At 70.1% G+C, this 20659-nt stretch carries 19 protein-coding genes and 1 pseudogene; 11 read left to right on the forward strand and 9 right to left on the reverse strand.

What is annotated here, in order from left to right; all coding sequences use genetic code 11:
* The first annotated feature begins 44 nt into the window (after window positions 1–44).
* From BHQ18_RS24850 to BHQ18_RS24860, 3 genes are read left to right on the forward strand one after another with little or no spacing between them, the layout of a single operon-like run.
* Complete coding sequence (locus BHQ18_RS24850) at window positions 45–560, forward strand: 2Fe-2S iron-sulfur cluster-binding protein (protein WP_069416319.1); 516 nt, start codon at window positions 45–47, stop codon at window positions 558–560.
* On the forward strand, window positions 557–1546 hold the full coding sequence (locus BHQ18_RS24855; RefSeq protein WP_069416320.1) for an FAD binding domain-containing protein: 990 nt from the start codon (window positions 557–559) through the stop codon (window positions 1544–1546). The genes BHQ18_RS24850 and BHQ18_RS24855 overlap by 4 nt, the downstream gene beginning before the upstream one ends.
* Entirely contained in the window at window positions 1546–3627 is a 2082-nt protein-coding gene (locus BHQ18_RS24860) for a xanthine dehydrogenase family protein molybdopterin-binding subunit (protein ID WP_069416342.1), read from the forward strand. Before BHQ18_RS24855 ends, BHQ18_RS24860 begins: the two co-directional genes overlap by 1 nt.
* Before the next feature lie 55 nt (window positions 3628–3682).
* Here the strand turns inward: BHQ18_RS24860 and BHQ18_RS24865 are convergent, their stop codons facing one another.
* Together BHQ18_RS24865 and BHQ18_RS24870 are read right to left on the reverse strand one after the other, a co-directional pair.
* Window positions 3683–5128, reverse strand: a complete 1446-nt coding sequence (locus tag BHQ18_RS24865; protein WP_069416321.1) for an FAD-dependent oxidoreductase — start codon at window positions 5126–5128, stop codon at window positions 3683–3685.
* Complete coding sequence (locus BHQ18_RS24870; protein WP_069416322.1) at window positions 5125–5733, reverse strand: TetR/AcrR family transcriptional regulator; 609 nt, start codon at window positions 5731–5733, stop codon at window positions 5125–5127. The genes BHQ18_RS24865 and BHQ18_RS24870 overlap by 4 nt, the downstream gene beginning before the upstream one ends.
* A gap of 46 nt (window positions 5734–5779) precedes the next feature.
* Here BHQ18_RS24870 and BHQ18_RS24875 point away from each other — a divergent pair, with 46 nt between their 5' ends.
* Window positions 5780–6625, forward strand: coding sequence for an alpha/beta fold hydrolase (locus tag BHQ18_RS24875; protein ID WP_069416323.1), 846 nt, complete (start codon window positions 5780–5782; stop codon window positions 6623–6625).
* On the opposite strand, the gene BHQ18_RS24880 is transcribed toward BHQ18_RS24875, so the two are convergent.
* Window positions 6610–7539 carry an NAD(P)/FAD-dependent oxidoreductase gene (locus BHQ18_RS24880; protein WP_069416324.1) on the reverse strand — a complete coding sequence of 310 codons (930 nt, stop codon included), beginning with the start codon at window positions 7537–7539 and terminating at the stop codon, window positions 6610–6612. The two genes, BHQ18_RS24875 and BHQ18_RS24880, sit on opposite strands and share 16 nt — an antisense overlap.
* Entirely contained in the window at window positions 7494–8165 is a 672-nt protein-coding gene (locus BHQ18_RS24885) for a rhomboid-like protein (protein WP_234794308.1), read from the reverse strand. The genes BHQ18_RS24880 and BHQ18_RS24885 overlap by 46 nt, the downstream gene beginning before the upstream one ends.
* 54 nt (window positions 8166–8219) lie before the next feature.
* Between BHQ18_RS24885 and ppk2 the strand changes: the two genes are divergently transcribed.
* Window positions 8220–9110 (forward strand): polyphosphate kinase 2, encoded by an 891-nt coding sequence (gene ppk2 / locus BHQ18_RS24890; RefSeq protein ID WP_069416325.1) that lies wholly within the window; start codon window positions 8220–8222, stop codon window positions 9108–9110.
* Window positions 9111–9168: 58 nt separating this feature from the next.
* Here the strand turns inward: ppk2 and nrfD are convergent, their stop codons facing one another.
* Genes nrfD through fdh form a run of 3 tightly spaced genes read right to left on the reverse strand, consistent with a single transcriptional unit; the run spans window position 9169 to window position 14269 of the window.
* A complete protein-coding gene (nrfD, locus tag BHQ18_RS24895) occupies window positions 9169–10119 on the reverse strand; it encodes an NrfD/PsrC family molybdoenzyme membrane anchor subunit (RefSeq protein ID WP_069416326.1) in 951 nt (316 codons plus the stop codon).
* Window positions 10119–11021 (reverse strand): 4Fe-4S dicluster domain-containing protein, encoded by a 903-nt coding sequence (locus tag BHQ18_RS24900; protein WP_069416327.1) that lies wholly within the window; start codon window positions 11019–11021, stop codon window positions 10119–10121. The genes nrfD and BHQ18_RS24900 overlap by 1 nt, the downstream gene beginning before the upstream one ends.
* Window positions 11018–14269 carry a formate dehydrogenase gene (gene fdh, locus BHQ18_RS24905; protein WP_109789404.1) on the reverse strand — a complete coding sequence of 1084 codons (3252 nt, stop codon included), beginning with the start codon at window positions 14267–14269 and terminating at the stop codon, window positions 11018–11020. The genes BHQ18_RS24900 and fdh overlap by 4 nt, the downstream gene beginning before the upstream one ends.
* A 131-nt stretch (window positions 14270–14400) precedes the next feature.
* Between fdh and BHQ18_RS24915 the strand changes: the two genes are divergently transcribed.
* The 6 genes from BHQ18_RS24915 to BHQ18_RS24935 all read left to right on the forward strand — a co-directional run bounded on the left by BHQ18_RS24915 (window position 14401) and on the right by BHQ18_RS24935 (window position 18730).
* A complete protein-coding gene (locus BHQ18_RS24915) occupies window positions 14401–15240 on the forward strand; it encodes a glycoside hydrolase family 16 protein (RefSeq protein WP_069416343.1) in 840 nt (279 codons plus the stop codon).
* Window positions 15241–15257: 17 nt separating this feature from the next.
* Window positions 15258–16730: a glycosyltransferase family 39 protein gene (locus tag BHQ18_RS24920; RefSeq protein WP_069416330.1), complete on the forward strand. Its 1473-nt coding sequence runs from the start codon at window positions 15258–15260 to the stop codon at window positions 16728–16730.
* A 62-nt stretch (window positions 16731–16792) separates the two neighbouring features.
* Window positions 16793–17257, forward strand: coding sequence for a nuclear transport factor 2 family protein (locus tag BHQ18_RS24925; protein ID WP_069416331.1), 465 nt, complete (start codon window positions 16793–16795; stop codon window positions 17255–17257).
* Window positions 17258–17259: 2 nt separating this feature from the next.
* A complete protein-coding gene (locus BHQ18_RS30330) occupies window positions 17260–17436 on the forward strand; it encodes a hypothetical protein (protein ID WP_205866188.1) in 177 nt (58 codons plus the stop codon).
* Complete coding sequence (locus BHQ18_RS24930; protein WP_069416332.1) at window positions 17433–18311, forward strand: SDR family NAD(P)-dependent oxidoreductase; 879 nt, start codon at window positions 17433–17435, stop codon at window positions 18309–18311. Before BHQ18_RS30330 ends, BHQ18_RS24930 begins: the two co-directional genes overlap by 4 nt.
* On the forward strand, window positions 18308–18730 hold the full coding sequence (locus BHQ18_RS24935; protein WP_069416333.1) for a nitroreductase/quinone reductase family protein: 423 nt from the start codon (window positions 18308–18310) through the stop codon (window positions 18728–18730). Before BHQ18_RS24930 ends, BHQ18_RS24935 begins: the two co-directional genes overlap by 4 nt.
* Before the next feature lie 7 nt (window positions 18731–18737).
* On the opposite strand, the gene BHQ18_RS24940 is transcribed toward BHQ18_RS24935, so the two are convergent.
* Both BHQ18_RS24940 and BHQ18_RS24945 read right to left on the reverse strand, forming a co-directional pair.
* The gene (locus BHQ18_RS24940) at window positions 18738–20417 is read right to left on the reverse strand and encodes a selenocysteine-specific translation elongation factor (protein WP_069416334.1); all 1680 of its coding nucleotides are present in this window, start codon (window positions 20415–20417) and stop codon (window positions 18738–18740) included.
* A pseudogene (locus BHQ18_RS24945) lies at window positions 20405–20659 on the reverse strand (L-seryl-tRNA(Sec) selenium transferase); the annotation flags it as partial. The gene BHQ18_RS24940 and the pseudogene BHQ18_RS24945, both read right to left, overlap by 13 nt.

Genomic DNA, 20659 nt, shown 5'->3' on the forward strand with positions numbered 1-20659 from the left:
GTCGGGGCCCGTTTCGCCCCGCCCAGCGCGGGTACGCGCACACGATGGAGTCAGCCCACTTCACCGACATCACGCTGTCCGTCGACGGCACCCGGCACCAGGTGCGCGTCGACAACCGCACCACGCTTCTCGACCTGCTCCGCGAGCACCTCGGCGTCACCGCCCCCAAGAAGGGCTGCGACCACGGTCAGTGCGGATCCTGCACCGTGCTGCTCGACGGCCGGCGCGTCACCACCTGCCTGGCCTTCGCGGTCGCGCGCGACGGCTCCGAAGTCGTCACCGCCGCCGGCCTCGGCAACGGGGACACCTTGCATCCCGTCGCCCAGTCCTTCCTCGACCACGACGGCTTCCAGTGCGGGTACTGCACGCCAGGGCAGGTCTGCTCGGCCGTCGGCATGCTCGACGAGCTCAAGGCGGGCCAGCCGAGCACCGTGACCGCCGACCTCGAACAGTCACCGGAACTGTCCGACGACGAGATCCGCGAACGGATGAGCGGCAACCTGTGCCGCTGCGCCGCCTACCCGAACATCGTCGCCGCGATCGGTGAGGCCGCCCGATGATCCCGTTCGACTACCACCGCGCCACCAGCGTGGCCGACGCCGTCACCGCGGTCGCCGACCGCCCCGGCGCCGTGTTCCTGGCCGGCGGCACCAACCTCGTCGACCACATGAAGCTCGGCATCGTCGAACCGTCGCTCGTCGTCGACGTCGCCCACCTGCCGCTCACCGACGTCGACCCGCTGCCCGACGGCGCCCTGCGCGTCGGCGCCGACGTGCGCAACAGCGACCTGGCCGCGCACCCCGTCGTGCGCAGCCGCTATCCGGTGCTGGCCCGCGCACTTCTGTCGGCGGCATCCGGGCAGCTGCGCAACCTGGCGACGACCGCGGGAAACCTGTTGCAGCGCACCCGCTGTGTGTACTTCCAGGACGTCACCACGCCGTGCAACAAACGCACGCCGGGCGACGGCTGTTCGGCCATCGGCGGCTACGTGCGCTACCACGCGATACTCGGTGCCTCGCCGCACTGTGTCGCGGTGCACCCGTCGGACATGGCGGTGGCGATGGCCGCGCTCGACGCCGTCGTGGTGTACGTCGACGCCGACGGTGAGCACCGGGTCCCGCTGACCGAGTTCCACCGGCTGCCCGGTGAGACTCCCGAACGCGACACCGTGCTGCCGCCGGGCGCTTTGATCACCGCGGTCGAGATCCCGCCGCCTCCCGGCGGCGCCCGCTCGACGTACCGCAAGGTGCGCGACCGCGCGTCGTATGCGTTCGCGTTGACGTCGGTGGCCGCCGAACTCGTCGTCGACGGTGGCTCCGTGGCGGGCGCGCGCGTGGCGCTGGGCGGCGTCGCGCACAAACCGTGGCGGGCTTCGCGCGCCGAGGAGGTCCTGACCGGTTCACCGGCCACCGAGGACACGTTCCGGCGGGCAGCCGACGCTGAGCTCGAACAGGCGGACCCGTTGCCGGGCAACGAGTTCAAGGTCGAGCTGACCCGCCGCGCGATCGTCGCGACGCTCACCGCGCTGACGGACGGAGTGCAGTGATGACCGCGCTGGAACCCCGCGTCATCGGCACCCGCGTCACCCGCCTCGACGGCCCCGCGAAGGTCACCGGCGCTGCGCCGTACGCCTACGAACACCAGGTCGACGCGCCGCTGTACGTGCACCCGGTGCAGGCCACGATCGCGTCGGGACGTGTGACGCGGATGGACACGTCCGCCGCCTCACAGGTCGACGGCGTCACCGCGGTGCTCACCGTGTTCGACGCACCGCGGATGGCCGACGCCTCCGACGGCGACCTGACGATCCTGCAGGACGACCGGGTGCACTACCGCGGCCAGATCATCGGCGGCGTGATCGCCGAGAGCGTCGAAACCGCCCGCCAGGCAGCGGCTCTGGTGCATGTCGAGTACGACGCCGCCGCGCACGACACCGAGCTGCGGGCCGACCACCCCGGCCTGTACGCGCCCGAACAGGTCAACGCGGGCTATCCGACCGACACCTCCGATGGCGACACCGAAGCCGCGTTGCGCGACGCCGAGGTCGTCGTCGACCAGATCTACACCACCCCGCTCGAGCACAACAACCCGATGGAGCCGCACTCCTGTATCGCCCAGTGGGACAACGGGACACTGACACTGTGGGACTCCACGCAGGGGGTACACGTGGCCCGCCAGCAGATGGCCACCCTGTTCGGGTTGGACAAGGAGCAGGTGCGGGTCATCGCCCGGCATGTCGGCGGCGGGTTCGGGTCCAAGGGCGCGCCGCACTCGCACAACACGCTGGCCGTGATGGCCGCGCAACGCGCAGGCGGGCGGCCGGTGAAGTTTGCCGCCACCCGACAGCAGATGTTCGACTTCGTCGGCTACCGCACCCCGACCATCCAGCGGATCCGTCTGGGCGCCGACCGCGACGGCGTGATCACCGCGATCAGCCACGAGTCGGTGTCGCAGACCGCCACGATCAAGGAGTTCGCCGAGCAGACCGCGGTGCCGTCGCGCATGATGTACGCGGGCGCGAACCGCATGACTGCGCATCGGGTGGCGAAACTCGATGTGCCGGTGCCGTTCTGGATGCGGGCGCCCGGCGAGTGTCCGGGCACCTACGCGCTGGAGGTCGCGATGGACGAGCTCGCCGTGGCCTGCGGTGTCGACCCGATCGAACTGCGGATCCGCAACGAGCCCGACGTCGACCCCGAGACCGGCAACCCGTGGTCGGATCGCCGGCTGGTCGAGTGCCTGCTGACCGGCGCCGAGCGGTTCGGATGGGCGCCGCGCGACCCGGCGCCGCGCAGCCTCAGCGACGGCGAGTGGCTGATCGGCACCGGCGTCGCGTCCGCGGTGTACCCGGCGATGATCCAGCCCGGCAACAGCGCGCGCATCGAATGCGTTGCCCCGCAGCGGTATGTGGTGCAGATCGGGGCCGTCGACATCGGCACCGGAACGTGGACGGCGTTGTCGCAGATCGCGGCGGATGCGCTCGGCTGCGAGCTGTCGGCGGTGCAGCTGCAGATCGGTGACACCGAGTTGCCGGTCGCGTCGGTGGAGGGCGGGTCGTCGGGGATCAGCTCGTGGGGCCGCGCGATCGTGGCCGCGGCGCGGCAGTTCCGGCACGATCACGGCGACGACCCGGAGGTCGGTGTTTCGACATTGGCCGATGCGCCGGACAATGAAGAGGCGAAGAACTACGCGCTGTATTCGTTCGGTGCGCATTTCGCCGAGGTCCGCGTCAGCCGCCAAACCGGCGAGATCCGCATGAACCGGATGCTCGGCGTGTTCTCGATCGGCCGGGCGATCAACCCGGTGACGTTGCGCTCACAGCTGATCGGCGGCATGACGATGGGCATGTCGATGGCGCTGCACGAGGAGAGCGTGCGCGACCACCGGTTCGGGCACGTCGTCACCCGCGACCTGGCCACCTACCACATCAGCTCGCACGCCGACATCGGTGAGATCGACGCGATCTGGCTCGATGACGCCGATCCGCACTCGAATCCGATGGGCTCGCGCGGCGCCGGGGAGATCGGCATCGTCGGCTCCCCCGCCGCCGTCGTCAACGCGATCTACCACGCCACCGGGGTGCGGGTGCGCGACGTGCCGGTGCAGTGCGACGCGCTGCTGGTCTGACGGGTTTCGCACCGATTTCTGCCGCAGGGCTGCACTTTCGCGGATTCGACGACCCTCACGCAGAAATCGACGCGCGGTCGGCGATGTAGCCGTCGGGGCGGATGAGCACGCAGCCGCCGGTGTCGAGGCCGTAGGCGGCGGCGACGGCGGGGTCGCTGACCTGCACGACGCGCACCCGATCGGGTACGTCGGCCGCGTCGCCGATGACCAGCAGCGTGTGGCGTTGGTCGTCGAGGAGATCGAACAGCCGGGTCGGTTGGCCGTCGGGCCCGGTGAACTGAACGTCGGGTGCGCGGTCGCCGACCTCGGCGCGGCCGTCGGGCGCCGAACCGGAGCCGTCGTGATAGGACACGTCGATCTGGGAGATGGCGCGCATCAGCGTGCGTCGCACCGGCGGGCGTCCCAGCACGCGCGGGGCGATCGTGCGGCGCGCCGCGGTGCTGACCGGGTTGCGCAGCAGCGTCATTCGCGTCACCCGGCGCGTCCCCGTCACCAGCCGCCGCGCCACCGGCGCCCGCTCGGCGGCGTAGCTCTTCAGCAACTCCGGATCGGCTTGGCCGTGCACCACCGCGGCGAGTTTCCAGCTGAGGTTGAAGGCGTCCTGGATGCCGGTGTTCATTCCCTGCGCGCCGACCACCGAGTGGATGTGCGCGGCGTCGCCGACGAGGTAAACCCGTCCCGCGGAATGGCTTTCGACGCGGCGCTGGTTGATGCGGAACCGGCCAGCCTGCCGGATCTCGGTGATCGTCGCTCCGGCGGGCGCGCAGACGTCGACGGCGCGCTGGAGTTCGGCCTGCGTGACCTCGCCGGTGGGCGTGGGGCGCTGGGGCTGCGCGACCGCGATGCGGTGCCAGCCGTGCAGCATCGGGAAGTACGCGACGAACCGGCCGCGGTTGAGGAACGCGTAGAACTCGTCGCCGGGCAGATTCCAGTCGATCCGCAGGTCGGCCACCGCGAAGTTCTCCTCGAACGAGGATCCGAGGAAGCGCAGGCCCAGGTGCCGGCGCACCGTGCTGTGGGCGCCGTCGGCACCGATCACCCATGTGGCCGTGGCTGTTTCGGTTTCGCCGTCGGGGTGGCGGAGCTCGACGTCGACGTGGTCGGCGGTCTGGGTGAGGCCGACGGCCTCGACCTGTCGTTCGATGTGGGTGCCCAGCGCGGCGAGTTTGTCGGTGAGCACTTCCTGCACCTCGTTCTGCGGGACCATCAGCAAAAACGGGTACGGCGAGGGTAGAACGGAGAAGTCGGCGCGCAGGATCTGCCGGTTCTCGCTGAACACGTTGAACACCCGGGCCTGCAGGCCGCGGGGAAGCAGATCCGGGGTGACACCGGGTTTCTCGAACAGTTCCAGGGTGCGGGCCTGCACACCCAGCGCGCGCGTCTCGGTGTTGGGTCCGGCTGCGGCGTCGACGACCCGGACGCGGACGCCGCGGCGGGCGAGTTCGAGGGCGGCCGTCAGGCCGGTGGGGCCGGCGCCGACGATCAGCACATCGGTGGTCATTGCGCCTCCTCTGCGGGGAACTGTGCGCCCAGGAGCCGCTCGAGCATTCCGATGAGCTTGCGGCGGTGCGCGTCCTGGTCGAGATCGGTGTCGGCGACGTAGGTTTCGTGCAGGTTCTGCAGCGCGCCGAGCAGGGCGACGGCGGTGAAGCGCGGGTCGTCGACGGTGAAGTCGCCGTTCTGGACGCCCTCGTCGATCAGCGCGGTCACCGCGGGCAGCACGTCGGCCGCGACCTGCGCGGTGACGCGGTGGTGCATGTCGGTGAATGCCCGCGAGTACAGGTCGGCCATCAGCCCCGACGCGGCGACATCGGTGAGCTTGCGGTAGCTGAAGTGGAAGTCCATCAGGCGCGTGATCGGCGAGCGGGAGTGGTCGGTGAGAACGGCCAGCCAGGTCTGCGATACGTGCTGTGACACTGTGAGCACGCAGGCTTCGAACACCTCGTCCTTGGACCGGAAGTGGTGGTAGAAGCAGCCTTTGGCGACGCCGAGCTCGCCGATGATGGCCGCGACGGTCGTCTTGTCGTAACCGTTCTCGACGAACAGCTTGAGTGCGGCGTCGACGATCTCGCTTTTGCGCACTTCGGCTTGCTTGATCTCGCGCACCCGGCCTACGCTACAGACCGACGGTCGGTCTGTCGAGGAGGCGCATGTGACCCAGATTGAATTGACCGCCGGGGTGATCGACTACCTCGACACCGGCGGTGACGGACCCGTCCTCGTGCTGCTGCACGGGGTCAACATGGACGGCTCGGTGTGGGACGACGTCGTGGCCCGGCTGGGCCCGGCGTACCGGTGTATCCGTCCGACGCTGCCGCTGGGCAGCCACCGACAGCCGATGACGCGCGGTGACCTGGTGACCCACACGGGCGTCGCCGCGCTCGTCGGCGAGTTCCTGGAGCGGCTGGACCTGACCGACGTCACGCTGGTCCTCAACGACTGGGGAGGCGCGCAGTTCCTGATCGCCGACGGCAGCGACCGGGTCGGCGCGGCGGTGCTGGTCGCCTGCGAGGCGTTCGACAACTATCCGCCGGGCATCCCGGGCAAGCTGGTCGCGGCGAGCGCCCGCATCCCCGGTGCGCTGTGGGTGGTGATGCAACTGCAGCGGTTCGACTGGTTCCGCCGAGCGCCCGGCGGCTGGGGGTGGATGGCCAAGCGGCCGATCGCCACCGCGATGATGGACCGGTGGTTCCGGCCCGCGCTCGTCGACGCCGGGGTGCGGCGCGACCTGCGGACGTTCGCGCGCTCGGCGCCGAGTCGGGCGGAACTGGCGCAGCTGGCCTCGCGGCTACCGGGCTTCGACCGGCCCGTGCTGGTGGTGTGGGCCACCGAGGACAAGATGATGCCCGCCGAACACGGCCCGCGGCTGGCGGCGCTGTTCCCGCAGGGGCGCCTGGTCGAGGTCGACGACAGCTACACGCTGATCCCGCTGGATCAGCCCGGCCGGTTGGCCGACGAACTGCGGGAGTTCGTGTCGGTGGCTCAGATCGGCGGGTAGGGCAGTGCGAACTCGTCGGCCAGCAGGCTCTGCACGATGATCATCGCCGCCTTCGATCCCGCCGCGATCGCGCCGGCGACGTAGGGCTGCTCGCTGCAGAGGTCGCCGGCGGCGAACACCCCGCTGGCCTCCGTGCGGTGGATCTGGTCGATGCTGATGGTGTCGGCGGCCAGCGGCCCGGGCGTGCAGGCGGCGCCGAGCTGGTCCGCCAGCGGTGAGCGCTGCTTGAGCGGCGCCTCGACCAGCAGGCCGTCGCGGGCGAGGCGGTCACCGTCGGCGAACGCGATCGCGCTCAAAGTGCCGTCCTCGGCGATCAATTCGACGACGCGGCGGTCCTCGATGGTGACGTTCGCCGAGCGCAGCACGTTGACGTCGGCGGGTGAAAGGTCGGTGCGGCCGTCGGTCAGCAGGACGACGTCGTCGCTCCAACCCCGCAGCATCAACGCCGAATGCATGGCCTCCTCGCCGGCGGCCAGGGTGGCGAGGCGTTTGTCGCGCATCTCCCAGCCGTGGCAGAACGGACACTGGAACACCGAGGTGCCCCACAGCTCGGCGAGACCGGGCAGGTCCGGCGGGCAGTACTGCATGCCGGTGGCGAGCAGGACGCGCTTGGTGAGGATCGGGTCCCCGTCATCGGGTTCCAGGACGAAGCCGTTGTCGATGGGCCGGCCGCTGACGATCTCGCCGTGCCGGTACTCGACGCTCGGATAGGCGGTCAGCTCACGGCGACCTTGCGCGTAGAGCTCGGCGGGCGGGCGCTGGTCGTAGCCGAGGAGGCCGCCGATGACCGACGAGGCGCGGTTGCTCTGCTGGTCGGCGTCGATGACGATGGTGCGTCGTCGCGCCCGGCCCAGCACGAGCGCGGCGCTCAGCCCGGCGGCTCCGGCACCGACGACGGCGCATTCCCATTGCATGGCCCCTTCGTTCCCCGGACAGCGGAGCTGAAACGTCGCGGCGGGTAGGGCCGGGTGTCGCGGTCGGGGGCCAGCGGGGTCGCGGCCAGGCCGACGAGGAACGCGGTGAGGTGACCGACCTCGGTGAAGGTGGGTTTCAGCGCGGTGTTGGCGGCCAGCGCCAGCGTCGCGGCCGTTCGCGTGCGGTGCGGTTTGCGGGTGTAGCCGGTGAGCGCGCCGGCCAGCCCGAGCACGAAGTAGCTGACGCCGACGTCGCGGGCGTTCTCCAGACGCTGCGGGGCCCGGCCGCGGCGGATCAGCAGCCGCAGATAGGCCTGACCGGCGTAGGTGCCGACGACGTGCGCGCCGAGCCCGACGAGAAGCCAACGCCACCAACCCAATCGCCGTTCGGCGGGGGCGACGACGCCGGCGAACACCGGCACGTACGGCCACCAGCGGGCGTCGTCGAGCCAGAACAGGCTGGTGGTCAGCACGCGGTGGGGTTCGCTGCGGAGTCGGCGCAGGTTGGTGGAGTTCTTGCGCTGGATGCTGCGCGACGCCGTGCGGCCGGCTTTACGCTGCCGCCGGGTCGTGACGAGCAGGACGAGCAACCACGCGAACGTGAGCGGGGCGCCTCGTATCCGCACGTGCCGAGGTTAGCGCGCCGGGCTTGCGGGTACGCGCGGCGGCAGGGAGCCGCCATGACCACCACTGACTCAGAGATCGATCTCGACGCCCTGTCGAACGAGGACCACGGTTACACCGTCAACGACGAGGACGAGGACGACCCCGTGCTGCTCGACCGGGACGGCAACCCGATCGAGACGTGGCGCGAGCGCTACCCGTACGACGCCCGGATGTCGCGCGAGGAGTACGAGCGCACGAAACGGCGCCTGCAGATCGAACTGCTCAAGCTGCAGAACTGGAGCAAACGCACCGGGGCCCGGCACGTGATCGTCTTCGAGGGCCGCGACGCGGCGGGTAAGGGTGGCTCGATCCAGCGGTTCATGGAACATCTCAATCCCCGCGGGGCCCGGGTGGTGGCGTTGGAGAAGCCGACCGAGGAAGAGAAGTCGCAGTGGTATTTCCAGCGGTACGTCCGGCATCTGCCGAGCGCCGGTGAGATGGTGCTGTTCGACCGGTCCTGGTACAACCGCGCCGGCGTCGAGCGGGTGATGGGGTTCTGCACGCCGAAGCAGCACGCCGAGTTCATGCGGCAGGCGCCGGCGTTCGAGGAGATGCTGGTCAACTCCGGCATCCACCTGACGAAGTTCTGGTTCTCGGTGTCGCCGTCGGAACAGCGCACACGATTCGCGATCCGGCTGGTGGACCCGTTGCGGCAGTGGAAGTTCTCGTCGATGGACATGGAAGCGGTCAACCGGTGGTCGGAGTACACCAGGGCCAAGGAGGAGATGTTCGTCGCCACCGACACCGACTACGCGCCGTGGATCGTGGTCAAGAGCAACGACAAGAAGCGCGGGCGGATCAACGCGATGCGGTATCTGTTGTCGCGCTTCGACTATGACGACAAGGACGTCGACGCCGTCGGCGAGCCCGATCCGCTGATCGTGGGCCGCGCGCTGGAGGACTAGAGGGTCGCTTTTTCCCCGCGAGCAGACGCGAAATGCCCTATTTTCGCGGGATTTGAGGTCACTTTGCGTCTGCTCGCGAGGAGGCGTTGAGGCGCTCGCGTTGCGGGACCACCACGTACCTGGGGTCCTGGGTCGACGCGACGCCGGCTTCGAACACCCCGAACCGCTGCAGCGCGCTGCCGACAAGCAGCGCGGCCCCCGATACCGCCGTCACCGCGCGGTTGCGGCCCAGCACCGCACCGACCGCTCCCCCGACCGTCAACACCTCCGACAGCTGGCGCAACCGGTGCGGGCGTCCCGTCGTATACGCCTCACCCTCGATCCCCATGTTGTGCTCCATCGCCCGCGACGCCGCGACCTCCAGCCCCGCGCCCAGCACCGCCATGCGTCGCGCCGGACCGGTCTCCTCATACGGCGCCAACAGCATTCCGAGCCCGGCGCCGCTGGCCGCCGCCGACCCGGTGAACACGAACGGCAGATACCGGTGCGCTTCCCGCCACGCCGGAACCGCGGTCTGCGACAACAACACCGCGGTGTACGATGCCACCCCCGGCGCGGTCGCCGCCGCCCACACCCCCGCCGGTCGCGCCGCCCAAGCCACCAGTCGGCCGACCCACTTCCGGCGCAGCCGCCGCGGCATCATCTCCGCGACCCCGGCCAGCCCGGCGCCCGGCCCGTACGCCGACAGCATCCACGTCCCCATGCTCATCGGCGAACTCGGCTTCGCGACCCGCAGCATGTGGTGGAACCGCTCCGGCCGGCCCAGGTCGGCGATCAGGAAATACAAACTCGCCAAAACGCTGACCAGCGAACCGATCCGGCTCACCTTGCGCAGCCGCGGCCGGGCGGTCAAGTCGGCGCCGGCCCCCAGCATCGCCGACCCGGCCGACAACCCGCCGCAGAACAGGTACGCCGCGATTTTCCAGTCCCACACGGGCGTCTTGAGGATCTGCCTGCCGTAGTACGACCGGAACTCGGCCTTCGGCACGTTGAGCTGTTCGCGCGGCATCAGCTTCGCTTCCCGACGAACGCCGACACCGCGATCCCCACCAACGCCGACGCCGCCATCCCCGCGTACCGCCACATCGCGCCGATGTCGCGCGTCGGCACCACCGGGTCGGGCGGCAACCCGTAGACCTCCGGCTCGTCGAGCAGCAGGAAGAACGCCCCGTCGCCGCCGACACCGTCGTTGGGGTCCTCGCCGTACAGCCGCGCCTCGGTGATCCCGCGCTCGTGTAACTCGTTGACCCGCAACGCCGCCCGCTCACGCAGCTCGTCGAGCACCCCGAACTGGATGGAGTCCGTCGGGCACGCCTTGGCACACGCCGGTTCGAGCCCGTCGCGCAGCCGGTCGTAGCACAGCGTGCACTTCCAGGCGCGGCCGTCACCCTCGCGCCGCTCGATCACCCCGTACGGGCAACCCGACACGCAGTAGCCGCACCCGTTGCAGATGTCCTGCTGCACAACGACGGTCCCGAATTCGGTGCGGAACAGTGCGCCGGTCGGGCACACGTCCAGGCACCCGGCGTGGGTGCAGTGTTTGCACACGTCGCTGCTCATCAGCCAGCGGAAGTCCTGGCGGGTCTCGGCGCTCATCGTGTCGCCGGGGCGTTCGAATCCCGGCATGCCGAGGTCGACCCGCTGAGGGGACGGCTGCTCGATGAACGCCACGTGCCGCCACGAGTTCGCGCCCAGTTCACCGGTGTTGTCGAACGACATGCCCAGCAGGTTGTAGCCGTCCCCCTCCCCGGAGACGGGGACGTTGTTCCACTCCTTGCACGCCACCTCGCACGCCTTGCAGCCGATGCACACCGAGGTGTCGGTGAAGAACCCCATCCGCGGCGGGTGCTCGCCGTAGCCCGCCTCGCCAGCGACGTCGTCCAGCGGACCGTAGAAACTGTTGCCGCTCAAGGCGTCTCCTCGGTGTGCTCGGTGGATGCCCCGGTGGTGTCCAGCGTGGTGCCGGTGTCGACGGTGATGTGGGCCCGGTCCCGGTACATCGCGATGTACTCGAGCAGCGCCGGACCCCGCGGCCGCCGGCCGGGCTGGATGTCGCACGTCGCGACCTTGCTCTCCTGGATGAACACGTTCGGGTCGGCCACCACGCCGAGCAGGTCGTTGACCACGTCACCGTCGATCAGGCCCGAGCCGCCCCAGTGGTATGGCATCCAGATCTGATGCACGACACGGTCTTCGAGACGCAGCGGCCGCATCCGGTCGGTGACGAGCACCCGCGCGTCGACCGCGGCGCGGCTGGTGACCACGTGCGCCCACTCCAGGTGCGTCAGTCCCCGCTCGGCGGCCAGCTCCGGGGACACCTCGACGAACAGCGCCGGCTGCAGCTCGCTCAGATACGGCAGCTGACGGCTCATCCCGCCCGCGGTGTGGTGCTCGGTGAGGCGGGATGCGGTGAAGATGAACGGGAACACGTCACCGTGCGGTTCAGGCGGCGACGGGTTCGACGGGTTGTCCGCGCGCCCGTACACCTTGCGCGCCGGGTTGCCCTGCTGCTTGTAGAGCGCGTTGGCCATCGGCGACTCGTGCGGTTCGTAGTGCGTCGGCATCGGCCCGTCGAGCACCCCGTTCGGCGCGAACAGCCACGCCTTGCCGTCGGCCTGCATCACGAAGGCGTCGTCGCCGCGCAGCGCAGCCACGCCGACGGCGTCCTCCGGCGGCTGGTAGCCCGGCGGCTTGGTCTTCTCGAAGTCCGGGACGTCGTAACCGGTCCACTCCCCCTTATCGGCGTCCCACCAGACCAGCTTCTTGCGCTCACTCCACGGCCGGCCCTGCGGATCGGCCGACGCGCGGTTGTAGAGCACGCGGCGGTTCATCGGCCACACCCAGCCCCACTGCGCGTCGTCGTGCGGTTCGCGCCGGGCCGCCTGGTTGACCTCGTCGGCGTACACGCCGCTGTAGATCCAGCAGCCGCACATCGTCGAGCCGTCGGCCTTGAGCGACAGGTAGTTGTCGACGGCGCGGTCGGTCGTCAGATCCACCCCGCTGATGCGCCGCAGCACATCGTCGGCCGACGGCTCGTCGCCGTGCATCCGGTAGTCCCACGACAGGTCCAGTAGCGGGCGGTCTCGCTCATCCGTTGAGCCGGCGAGCTTTTCGCGCAGAATCCGGCCCAGGTGGTAGAAGAACCACAACTCCGAGCGGGCGTCGCCGGGCGGTTCGACCGCCTGCTCGCGCCACTGCAGCTTGCGCTGGGTCTGGGTGAACGTGCCGGACTTCTCGACATGTGAGGCGGCCGGGAACAGGAACACCTCGGTGCGGCACGTCTCGGGGCTGATCTCGCCGGTCTCGATCTCAGGGGCGTCCCTCCAGAACGTCGCGCTCTCGATCTCGACGAGGTCGCGCACCACCAGCCAGTCCAGGTTGGCCATGCCGAGCCGCTGCAACCGGCCGTGCGCCGACCCGACCGCCGGGTTCTGCCCCAGCAGGAAATAGCCGAACACCTTGCCGTCGACCATGTCCATCACCGTGCGATAGGTCCCGTGGTCGCCGTTGATGCGCGGCAGGTAGTCGAAGCAGAAGTCGTTCTCGGCGGTCGCGTGCTCGCCCCAGTACTCCTTGAGCAGCGACACCATGTACGTATCGGCGTTGTGCCAGAAGCCTTTCTGGTTCTTGCCGCGGATGTCGTCGACGTACTGCGTCAGCGTCTCCTGACCGGCGTGCGGCATCGCGAGATAGCCGGGCAGCAGGTTGAACAGCGTCGGCACGTCGGTGGAGCCCTGGATGCTGGCGTGCCCGCGCAGCGCGAACACCCCGCCGCCGGGGCGGCCGATGTTGCCCAGCAGCAACTGGATGATCGACCCGGCCCGGATGAACTGCGCGCCCATCGTGTGCTGCGTCCACCCGACGCTGTACACCAGCGCGGCGGTGCGCTCGCGGCCCGAGTTCTGCGTCCACGCCCGCGCGATGTCCAGGAAATCCTCGGCGGACACACCGCACACCCGCTCGACCATCTCCGGGGTGTAGCGCGCGTAGTGCCGCTTGAGGATCTGGAACACACAGCGCGGGTGCTGCAGCGTCGGGTCGTTCGGAATCGTCTGCGCCGTATGGTCGATCGGCGCACCACCGGACCCCTGCTGGTCCGGCGCGGCCTGCTCCTTGGCGCCGGATCCGCCGCCCTCGGGGTCGGTCTTCTCGTACTGCCACGTCGTCGGGTCGTAGGAGGCGGTCTCGTCGTCGTAGCCGGAGAACAGCCCGTCGAGGTCCTCGGCGTCCTGGAACCGCTCGTCGACGATGAACGACGCGTTGGTGTAGGCCGTGACGTACTCGCGGAAGTCCAGGTCGTTGCTCAGGATGTAGTTGATCACCCCGCCGAGGAACGCGATGTCACTGCCGGCGCGCAGCGTCAGGTGCTGGTCGGCCAGCGCGCTGGTCCGGGTGAACCGCGGGTCGATGTGGACGACGCGGGCGCCGCGGGCCTTGGCCTCGACCACCCACTGGAACCCCACCGGATGGGCCTCGGCCATGTTCGAACCCATGATCACGATGAAGTCCGAGTTAGCGAGATCCTGCTGGTAGTCCGTCGCCCCGCCGCGACCGAAGGAGGCTCCCAGACCGGGAACCGTGGCGCTGTGTCAAATACGCGCCTGGTTCTCGATCTGTAGCGCCCCCAACGCGGTGAACAACTTCTTGATCAGGTAGTTCTCTTCGTTGTCCAGCGTCGCGCCGCCCAGGCTCGCGATGCCCATGGTGCGGCGCAGCGTGTTGCGGTCGGCGTCGAACTGCTGCCAGCCCTTCTCGCGCGCGTCGAGCACCCGGTCGGCAACCATGTTCATCGCCGTGTCCAGGTCGATCTCCTGCCACTCGGTGGCATACGGCGGGCGGTAGCGCACCTTGGTCAGCCGCTGCGGCCCGGTGACCAGCTGCTTGCTCGCAGAACCCTTGGGGCACAGGCGACCTCGCGACACCGGACTGTCGGGGTTGCCCTCGATCTGGATGACCTTCTCGTCTTTGACGTAGACCTTCTGCGCGCAGCCGACCGCGCAGTACGGGCACACCGAGTGCGCGACCCGGTCGGCCTCGACGGTGCGCGGGGTCAGTTCGAACGAGCGCTTCGACTGGGCGGCCCGGCCGCGACCCAGCCGGTCCTCACCGGTGAGCTGCCGGTACACCGGCCACGACTGGAACAGACCCTTGATGTCCACTGCGCCTCCTTGAACCACTCACGGCCGGACTTACCCGGAGATGCCTCCATCAAACAGTGCCACAGATTGTCAGCGCGTGAGATCTCGGCGCGAGTCAGCTGTGAACCCTCTATGGTTCTGCTGTGGCCGAAATCGACCGTCGCAGCCTGATGATGATGACCGGAGTCGCCGCGATCGGCGCGACCATGTCCGCGCCGCTGGCCAACGCGTCGCCGCTGCGCCCCGCCCCACCTGCGCAGCCACCGGTCGCCGCCGCGGGTTCGTACCTGTTCGTCGACGAGTTCGACGGCCCGGCCGGCTCGGCACCCGACCCGTCGAAGTGGATCATCCAGAACTGGGACGACCCGGTGACCCCGCCGCTGGCCGGGCATTACCGCGACGACCGCCGCAACGTGTTCGTCGACGGCAACTCCAACCTCGTGCTGTGCGCGACGCGCGAGGGCGACCAGTACTTCAGCGGCCGCGTCATGAGCCACTTCCGCGGCCAGATCGGCACCACCTGGGAAGCGCGCATCAAGCTCGACTGCATGCACCCCGGGCTGTGGCCGGCCTACTGGCTGCTGAACCAGGACCCGCTGCCCGACGGCGAGGTCGACATCGTCGAGTACTACGGCAACGGGTTGTGGCCGCCCGGCACCACCGTGCACGCCGCGTCGAACGGCAAGACGTGGAAGGGCAAGTCGATCCCCGAACTCGTCGACCCCGCCTGGCACACCTGGCGGGTGCACTGGGGCGAGGAAGGCTTCCAGTTCTGGCGCGATTACGTCGACGGCGCCGAACCGTACTTCACCGTCAACAACAACCCGATTCCGGTGCACGGCCGGCCCGGTGACCTGCGGTGGCCGTTCGGCATCCCCGGCTACTGGATGCAGGCGATCTTCAACCTGGCGGTCGGTGGTAGCGGCGGCGGCGATCCCGCGCGCGCCCCGTACCCGTCGGTGATGCTGGTCGACTGGATCCGCGTCTGGTAGAGCTGCGGCGGCCGTGGATGGCCCCGCTGCTGGTCGCCGTCCTCGGCGCCGCGGTCAGCCTCGCCGGCGCGGGTCGCCCGTCATTCTGGTACGACGAGGCCGCCACGATCTCGGCGTCCTACAGCCGGTCGCTGCCCGAGCTGTGGCAGATGCTGCGCGACGTCGACGCCGTGCACGGCCTCTACTACGTGCTGATGCACGGCTGGTTCTCGGTGGTCCCGCCGACCGAGTTCTGGTCGCGGGTGCCCAGCGGCCTGGCGGTCGGCGCCGCGGCGGCCGGGGTGATGGTGCTGGGCACACAGCTGACGTCGCGCACCGTCGGGGTGGTCGCCGGGGTGATGTGCGCGATCCTGCCGCGCAGCACCTGGGCCGGCATCGAGGCGCGGCCGTATGCGCTGTCGATGACCGCGGCGGTGTGGCTGGCGGTGCTGCTGGTCTGTGCGTGCCGGCGCGAATCCCGTTGGCTGTGGGTAGGTTACGGTGCGTTGCTCGGCGTGTCGGTGGTGCTCGACGTGTACCTGGCGCTGCTGGTGTTCGCGCACGCGGTGTTCGTGGTGATGTTCGCGCGGCGCGCTTGGGTGCGGTTCGCGGTGGCGTCGTCTGCCGCGCTGGTGGTGACGGCGCCGTTTGTCGCGGTGGTGGCGGGGCAGGCCAAGCAGGTCGCGTGGATCACGCCGATCGGCTTGCGGACGTTCGAAGACGTTGCGGTGCAGCAGTATTTCGACCGCAGCCCGTATTTCGCGGTGCTGGCGGCGCTGGTCGTGGTGGCCGCGGCGGCGGTGTGGGCGACCGCGCGGTTCGACTCGGGTGAGCGGGCGGCGGTGGCGCTGGCGGTCGGGTGGATCGTGTTTCCGACGACGGTGATCGTCGCGTACTCCGCGATCGCCGAGCCGCTCTACACGCCGCGCTACCTGTGCTTCACCGCGCCGGCGATGGCGTTGCTGCTCGGGGTGTGCATCGTCGCGCTGGCCAGGTCGGGGTGGATCGCGGCGACGGTGGTCGCGCTGTTCGCCGTCGTCGCAGCACACAATCATGTTGCGGTGCAACGGGGTCCGTACGCGAAGTACGGTATGGACTACAGCCCGGTGGCCGACCTGATCACCGCCTCGGCGGCTCCCGGTGACTGCCTGCTGGTCAACGACACCGTCACGTTCCATCCCGCGCCGATGCGCCCGCTGCTGGCCGCCCGCCCCGACGCGTACCGTCCGCTGATCGACGTCAGCCTGTGGCAACGGGCCACCGACACCCGCGCCGTGTTCGACACCAACCTCATCCCGGAGGCGTCGGTGGGGCCGCTCGAACGCTGCGCGACGGTGTGGATCGTCACCCAGGCCGACCCCCTCGCACCTGTCCACGAGACGGGTGTGGCGATTCCACCCGGACCGCTGTTCGGCAGCACCCGCGCGTTCGCCGTCACCCACGACCTCGGCCTGCGGTTGGTGCAGCGGTGGCAGTTCAACCTGGTGCAGGTGATCAAGGCGGTGCGCTGACGCGGGAAGCTGCGGCGCGCGCGGCGCGTTCACGATGGAAGCACCGACAGTAGGGAGCCCAGATGAGCCCGTTGATTCCGCCGTTCACCCACGACACCGCGGTCGCGAAGGTCCGCGCCGGTGAGGACCTGTGGAACACCCGCGAACCCGAACGGGTCGCGCTCGGCTACACGCCGGACAGCTGGTGGCGCAACCGGTCGACGTTCGTGCAGGGCCGCGAGCAGATCGTCGAGTTCCTGACCGACAAATGGCGGCGCGAGCTCGAGTACCGGCTGATCAAGGAACTGTGGACCTACGGCGACGACCGGTTGGCGGTGCGGTTCGCCTACGAGTACCACGACGCCGACGGGCGGTGGTTCCGCGCGTACGGCAACGAGAACTGGGAGTTCACCGCCGACGGGCTGATGAGAACCCGGCACGCCAGCATCAACGACGTCGCGATCGACGAGGAACAGCGGCTGTTCCACTGGGACCGCTCCGGCCCGCGGCCCGCCGACCATCCGGGACTCACCGAACTGGGGCTGTAGCCGTGCCGATGATGACGGCGGTGGGTGTGCGGGCGTACGGCGGCCTGACACAGGTGCGGCTGCGCGTACACGCCGCGACGGTCAATCCCGGGGACGTCCTGCTGCGCACCGGCTTGGTGGACGAAATCGGGGCCGAAGCCCGCACCGCCCACCTGCACAACGAAAGGACACTGCGATGACAGTTTGGTTCGTCACCGGCTCGTCGCGCGGGTTCGGCCGCGCACTGGTCGAGGCGGTGGCACGCAACGGGGACCAGGTAGCGGCGACCGCCCGCCGACCTGAGCACCTCGACGATCTGATCGCCAGATACGGTTCCGACACCGTGTTCCCGGTGGCGCTCGACGTGACCGATCCCGCCGCAGTCTCTCGCGCGATCACGACGGCGCGCGCTCACTTCGGCCGCGTCGATGTCGTCGTCAACAACGCGGGCTACGCCAACGTCGCACCGATCGAAACCGGCGATGAGGACGACTTCCGGCGGCAATTCGAGACGAACTTCTGGGGTGTGTACCACGTGTCGAAGGCGGTGATCCCGGTGCTGCGCGACCAGGGCGGCGGGCTGATCATCCAGTTTTCGTCGATGGGTGGCCGCGTCGGCGGGTCACCCGGCATCGCGTCTTATCAGGCCGCCAAGTTCGCCATCGACGGGTTCTCCCGTGTGCTGCAGACCGAGACGGCACCGTTCGGTGTGCGGGTGCTCGTCGTGGAACCGAGCGGGTTCGCCACCGATTGGGCCGGCTCGTCGATGACCGTGGACGCGATCCCCGAACTCTATGCCGATACCGTCGGGGCGATGAACGCCGTGCGGGGCAGCGACGCCATCACCGCGGGTGATCCGCAGCGGGCCGCCGAGATACTGGTGAAAATGGCTGCCCGCAACGATATTCCGTACCACCTGCCGATCGGGGTCACCGCCGTCGACGGCACCCTGAGCCACGACGAGAAGCTGCTGGCCGACGACCGCAAATGGGCGGCGGTCGGACGGTCGGCCGACTACGGCCAGCCCTACCCCGCCGACTTTCCAGCCGACGATCTTGAAGGGAAACCCGCATGACCACAACTGGTTTCGATGAGATGAACCGTAACGTCATCCGTGAGTTCCGGGAGACCGGCGGCCGCGCGGGCGGGGTGTTCGAGGGCAAACCGCTGGTGCTGGTGCATCACTTCGGCGCCAAGAGCGGCACAGAGCGGATCGCCCCGCTGGTGCCCTACCTCGACGGCGACCGCATCTACATCTTCGCCAGCAAGGGCGGCGCCGACACCAACCCCGACTGGTATCACAACCTGGTGGCCCACCCGGACATCACGGTGGAACTGGGCAGCGAGACCTTTCCGGCGACCGCGCGGGTCCTCACCGGACAGGAACGCGACGACGTCTACGCCAAGCAGGTCGCGGTCGAACCGCAGTTCGGCGACTACCAGCGCAAGACGCGGCGGGTGATCCCGGTTGTGGAGCTGGTCCGGGCCAGCTGACTCGCGGTCAGAGCAGCGTGCGGGTGCCGTCGGCGGCGCGGCGCGTGACCTTGCGGGCGTCGAGCTGCTCGAGTAGCGGCACCGCGACCCGACGGGTGGTACCCAACGCGCGTTTGGCCTGGGCGACGGTGAACGGCTGGGCAAGCCCCGCAAGGACTTTCGCGGCGCGGTCGTAGACGTCGGGGCCGAGCACCACGCCGTCGGCGATCCTGGCCAGCCGCCCGGCGCGCACCGCCGCGGCGAGTTCGCGCGGGCCCAGGCGCAGGTCGGCCAGCTCGTCGGCCTCCGGCGCGCGGAACGGTTCGGCGGCCAACCACTGCTCCACCGTGCGCACCGCCTTGTCCACCCGCTCGGGCAGCCCCGCGTCGGGTCGGCGCACCACGCCGTCGACCACCTGCAGTCCGGTGCCGTCGAGCAGCGCCGGCAGCAGCTCGGCCGCCGGCAGCCCGCTCTGCCTGCGCAGCGCCTCCAGCGGCATCCCGGCCGCGATGTCGTGCCCGGACGTCCACGCGTCCAGCGCCGCGAGCATCTGCCGACGCCGCTGCGCCCACCAGTCGTCGTCGACGACCCACTCGCCGACCCGGGTGCCATTGGCGTCAAAACCCATGGCGCGCAACTCGGTCGCCAGAACACACGGCGGTGGCCGCACCCGCCCGGCGGCCAGTTCCTCGCCGCGTTCGCGGGCCGCGCCGCGCCGTCGCAGCGCCGGTGGCCGCACGTCGAGCACCGAGACGCCCGCGACGATCCGGTGCTCGCCCGGGTCGCGCAGCAGCCCGACGTCGCCGACCCGCAGCGGCAGCGCCCGAGCCAACCGCAGCCGCGCGCCGGACTCACCGAGCGGACGCACCTGCACCGGCACCGCCGCCGACCCGATGTGCAGCACCAGCTGCCGGTGCAGTTCACCGGGTTGCCGTAGCAGCACGTCGATTTCGGCGGTGTCGAGCCACGCCCCCGGCGTGCGCACGGTGTCGCCGCGACCGATCTGCTGCCGGTCGAGGCCGCGCAGGTTCACCGCGACCCGCGCGACCGCCCCGACCTCGTCCCGGTCGCGGCCCAGCGACTGCAGACCGCGGACGGTGACCCGGCGGCCGGCGTGTTCGAGTTCGTCGCCGACGCGCAGCGTGCCCGCCGCCAGCGTCCCGGTCACCACCGTGCCCGCGCCGCGCACCGTGAACGACCGGTCCACCCACAGCCGCACATCGGCGTCACGGTCCGGCACGGGCAGCGCGTCGATCAGCGAAACCACCGCTGCGCGAACGGCTTCGAGGTCCGTTCCGAGCACCACCGGCGTGTCGGGCAGCCGCTCGCTCACCTCGGCGGTCGCGCGGGCCGGGTCGGCGAGGTCGGCCTTGCTGATCACCGCCAGCAGATGCCGCACCCCAAGCGCCCGCAGCGCGTCGAGGTGCTCGTCGGACTGCGGCATCCAGCCTTCGGTCGCGGCGACGACGAACATCACTGCCGGGACGGGTCCCACCCCGGCCAGCATGTTGGCGACGAACCGCTCGTGGCCGGGCACGTCGACGAACGCGACCTCGCGGCCGTCGAGCGTCGTCCACGCGAAGCCCAGGTCGACGGTCAGCCCCCGGCGCTGCTCTTCGGCCAGCCGGTCCGGCCACATTCCGGTGAGCCGTTCGACGAGCGTGGACTTGCCGTGGTCGACGTGGCCGGCGGTCGCTACGACGTACACGCCAGGACCGCCTTGACCAGCAGGTCGTCGTCGTCAGCGGCGACGGTGCGCAGGTCGAGCAGGCAGCGGCCGCCCTCGAGCCGCCCGACCACCGCGGGCGTGCCGACGCGCAGCGGGGCGGCGCAGGACTCCGGCAGGCTGACCGCGGCGCTCGGCAACTCGACCCCGGGCGCGCCGCCGCCGCCGACCGCGGCGATGCAGTCCACCGCCTGCGCGCCGGGCAGCTGCGCGGCCAGCTTCTG

This window comes from Mycolicibacterium flavescens (assembly GCF_001722335.1).
Taxonomy (GTDB): Bacteria; Actinomycetota; Actinomycetes; order Mycobacteriales; family Mycobacteriaceae; genus Mycobacterium; species Mycobacterium flavescens.

Coding starts and splice junctions, on each gene's coding strand:
- BHQ18_RS24850 (WP_069416319.1), top strand. CDS start 45: ATGGAGTCAGCCCACTTCACCGACATCACGCTGTCCGTCGACGGCACC.
- BHQ18_RS24855 (WP_069416320.1), top strand. CDS start 557: ATGATCCCGTTCGACTACCACCGCGCCACCAGCGTGGCCGACGCCGTC.
- BHQ18_RS24860 (WP_069416342.1), top strand. CDS start 1,546: ATGACCGCGCTGGAACCCCGCGTCATCGGCACCCGCGTCACCCGCCTC.
- BHQ18_RS24865 (WP_069416321.1), bottom strand. CDS start 5,128: ATGACCACCGATGTGCTGATCGTCGGCGCCGGCCCCACCGGCCTGACG.
- BHQ18_RS24880 (WP_069416324.1), bottom strand. CDS start 7,539: ATGCAATGGGAATGCGCCGTCGTCGGTGCCGGAGCCGCCGGGCTGAGC.
- ppk2 (WP_069416325.1), top strand. CDS start 8,220: ATGACCACCACTGACTCAGAGATCGATCTCGACGCCCTGTCGAACGAG.
- nrfD (WP_069416326.1), bottom strand. CDS start 10,119: ATGCCGCGCGAACAGCTCAACGTGCCGAAGGCCGAGTTCCGGTCGTAC.
- BHQ18_RS24920 (WP_069416330.1), top strand. CDS start 15,258: ATGGCCCCGCTGCTGGTCGCCGTCCTCGGCGCCGCGGTCAGCCTCGCC.
- BHQ18_RS24925 (WP_069416331.1), top strand. CDS start 16,793: ATGAGCCCGTTGATTCCGCCGTTCACCCACGACACCGCGGTCGCGAAG.
- BHQ18_RS24930 (WP_069416332.1), top strand. CDS start 17,433: ATGACAGTTTGGTTCGTCACCGGCTCGTCGCGCGGGTTCGGCCGCGCA.
- BHQ18_RS24935 (WP_069416333.1), top strand. CDS start 18,308: ATGACCACAACTGGTTTCGATGAGATGAACCGTAACGTCATCCGTGAG.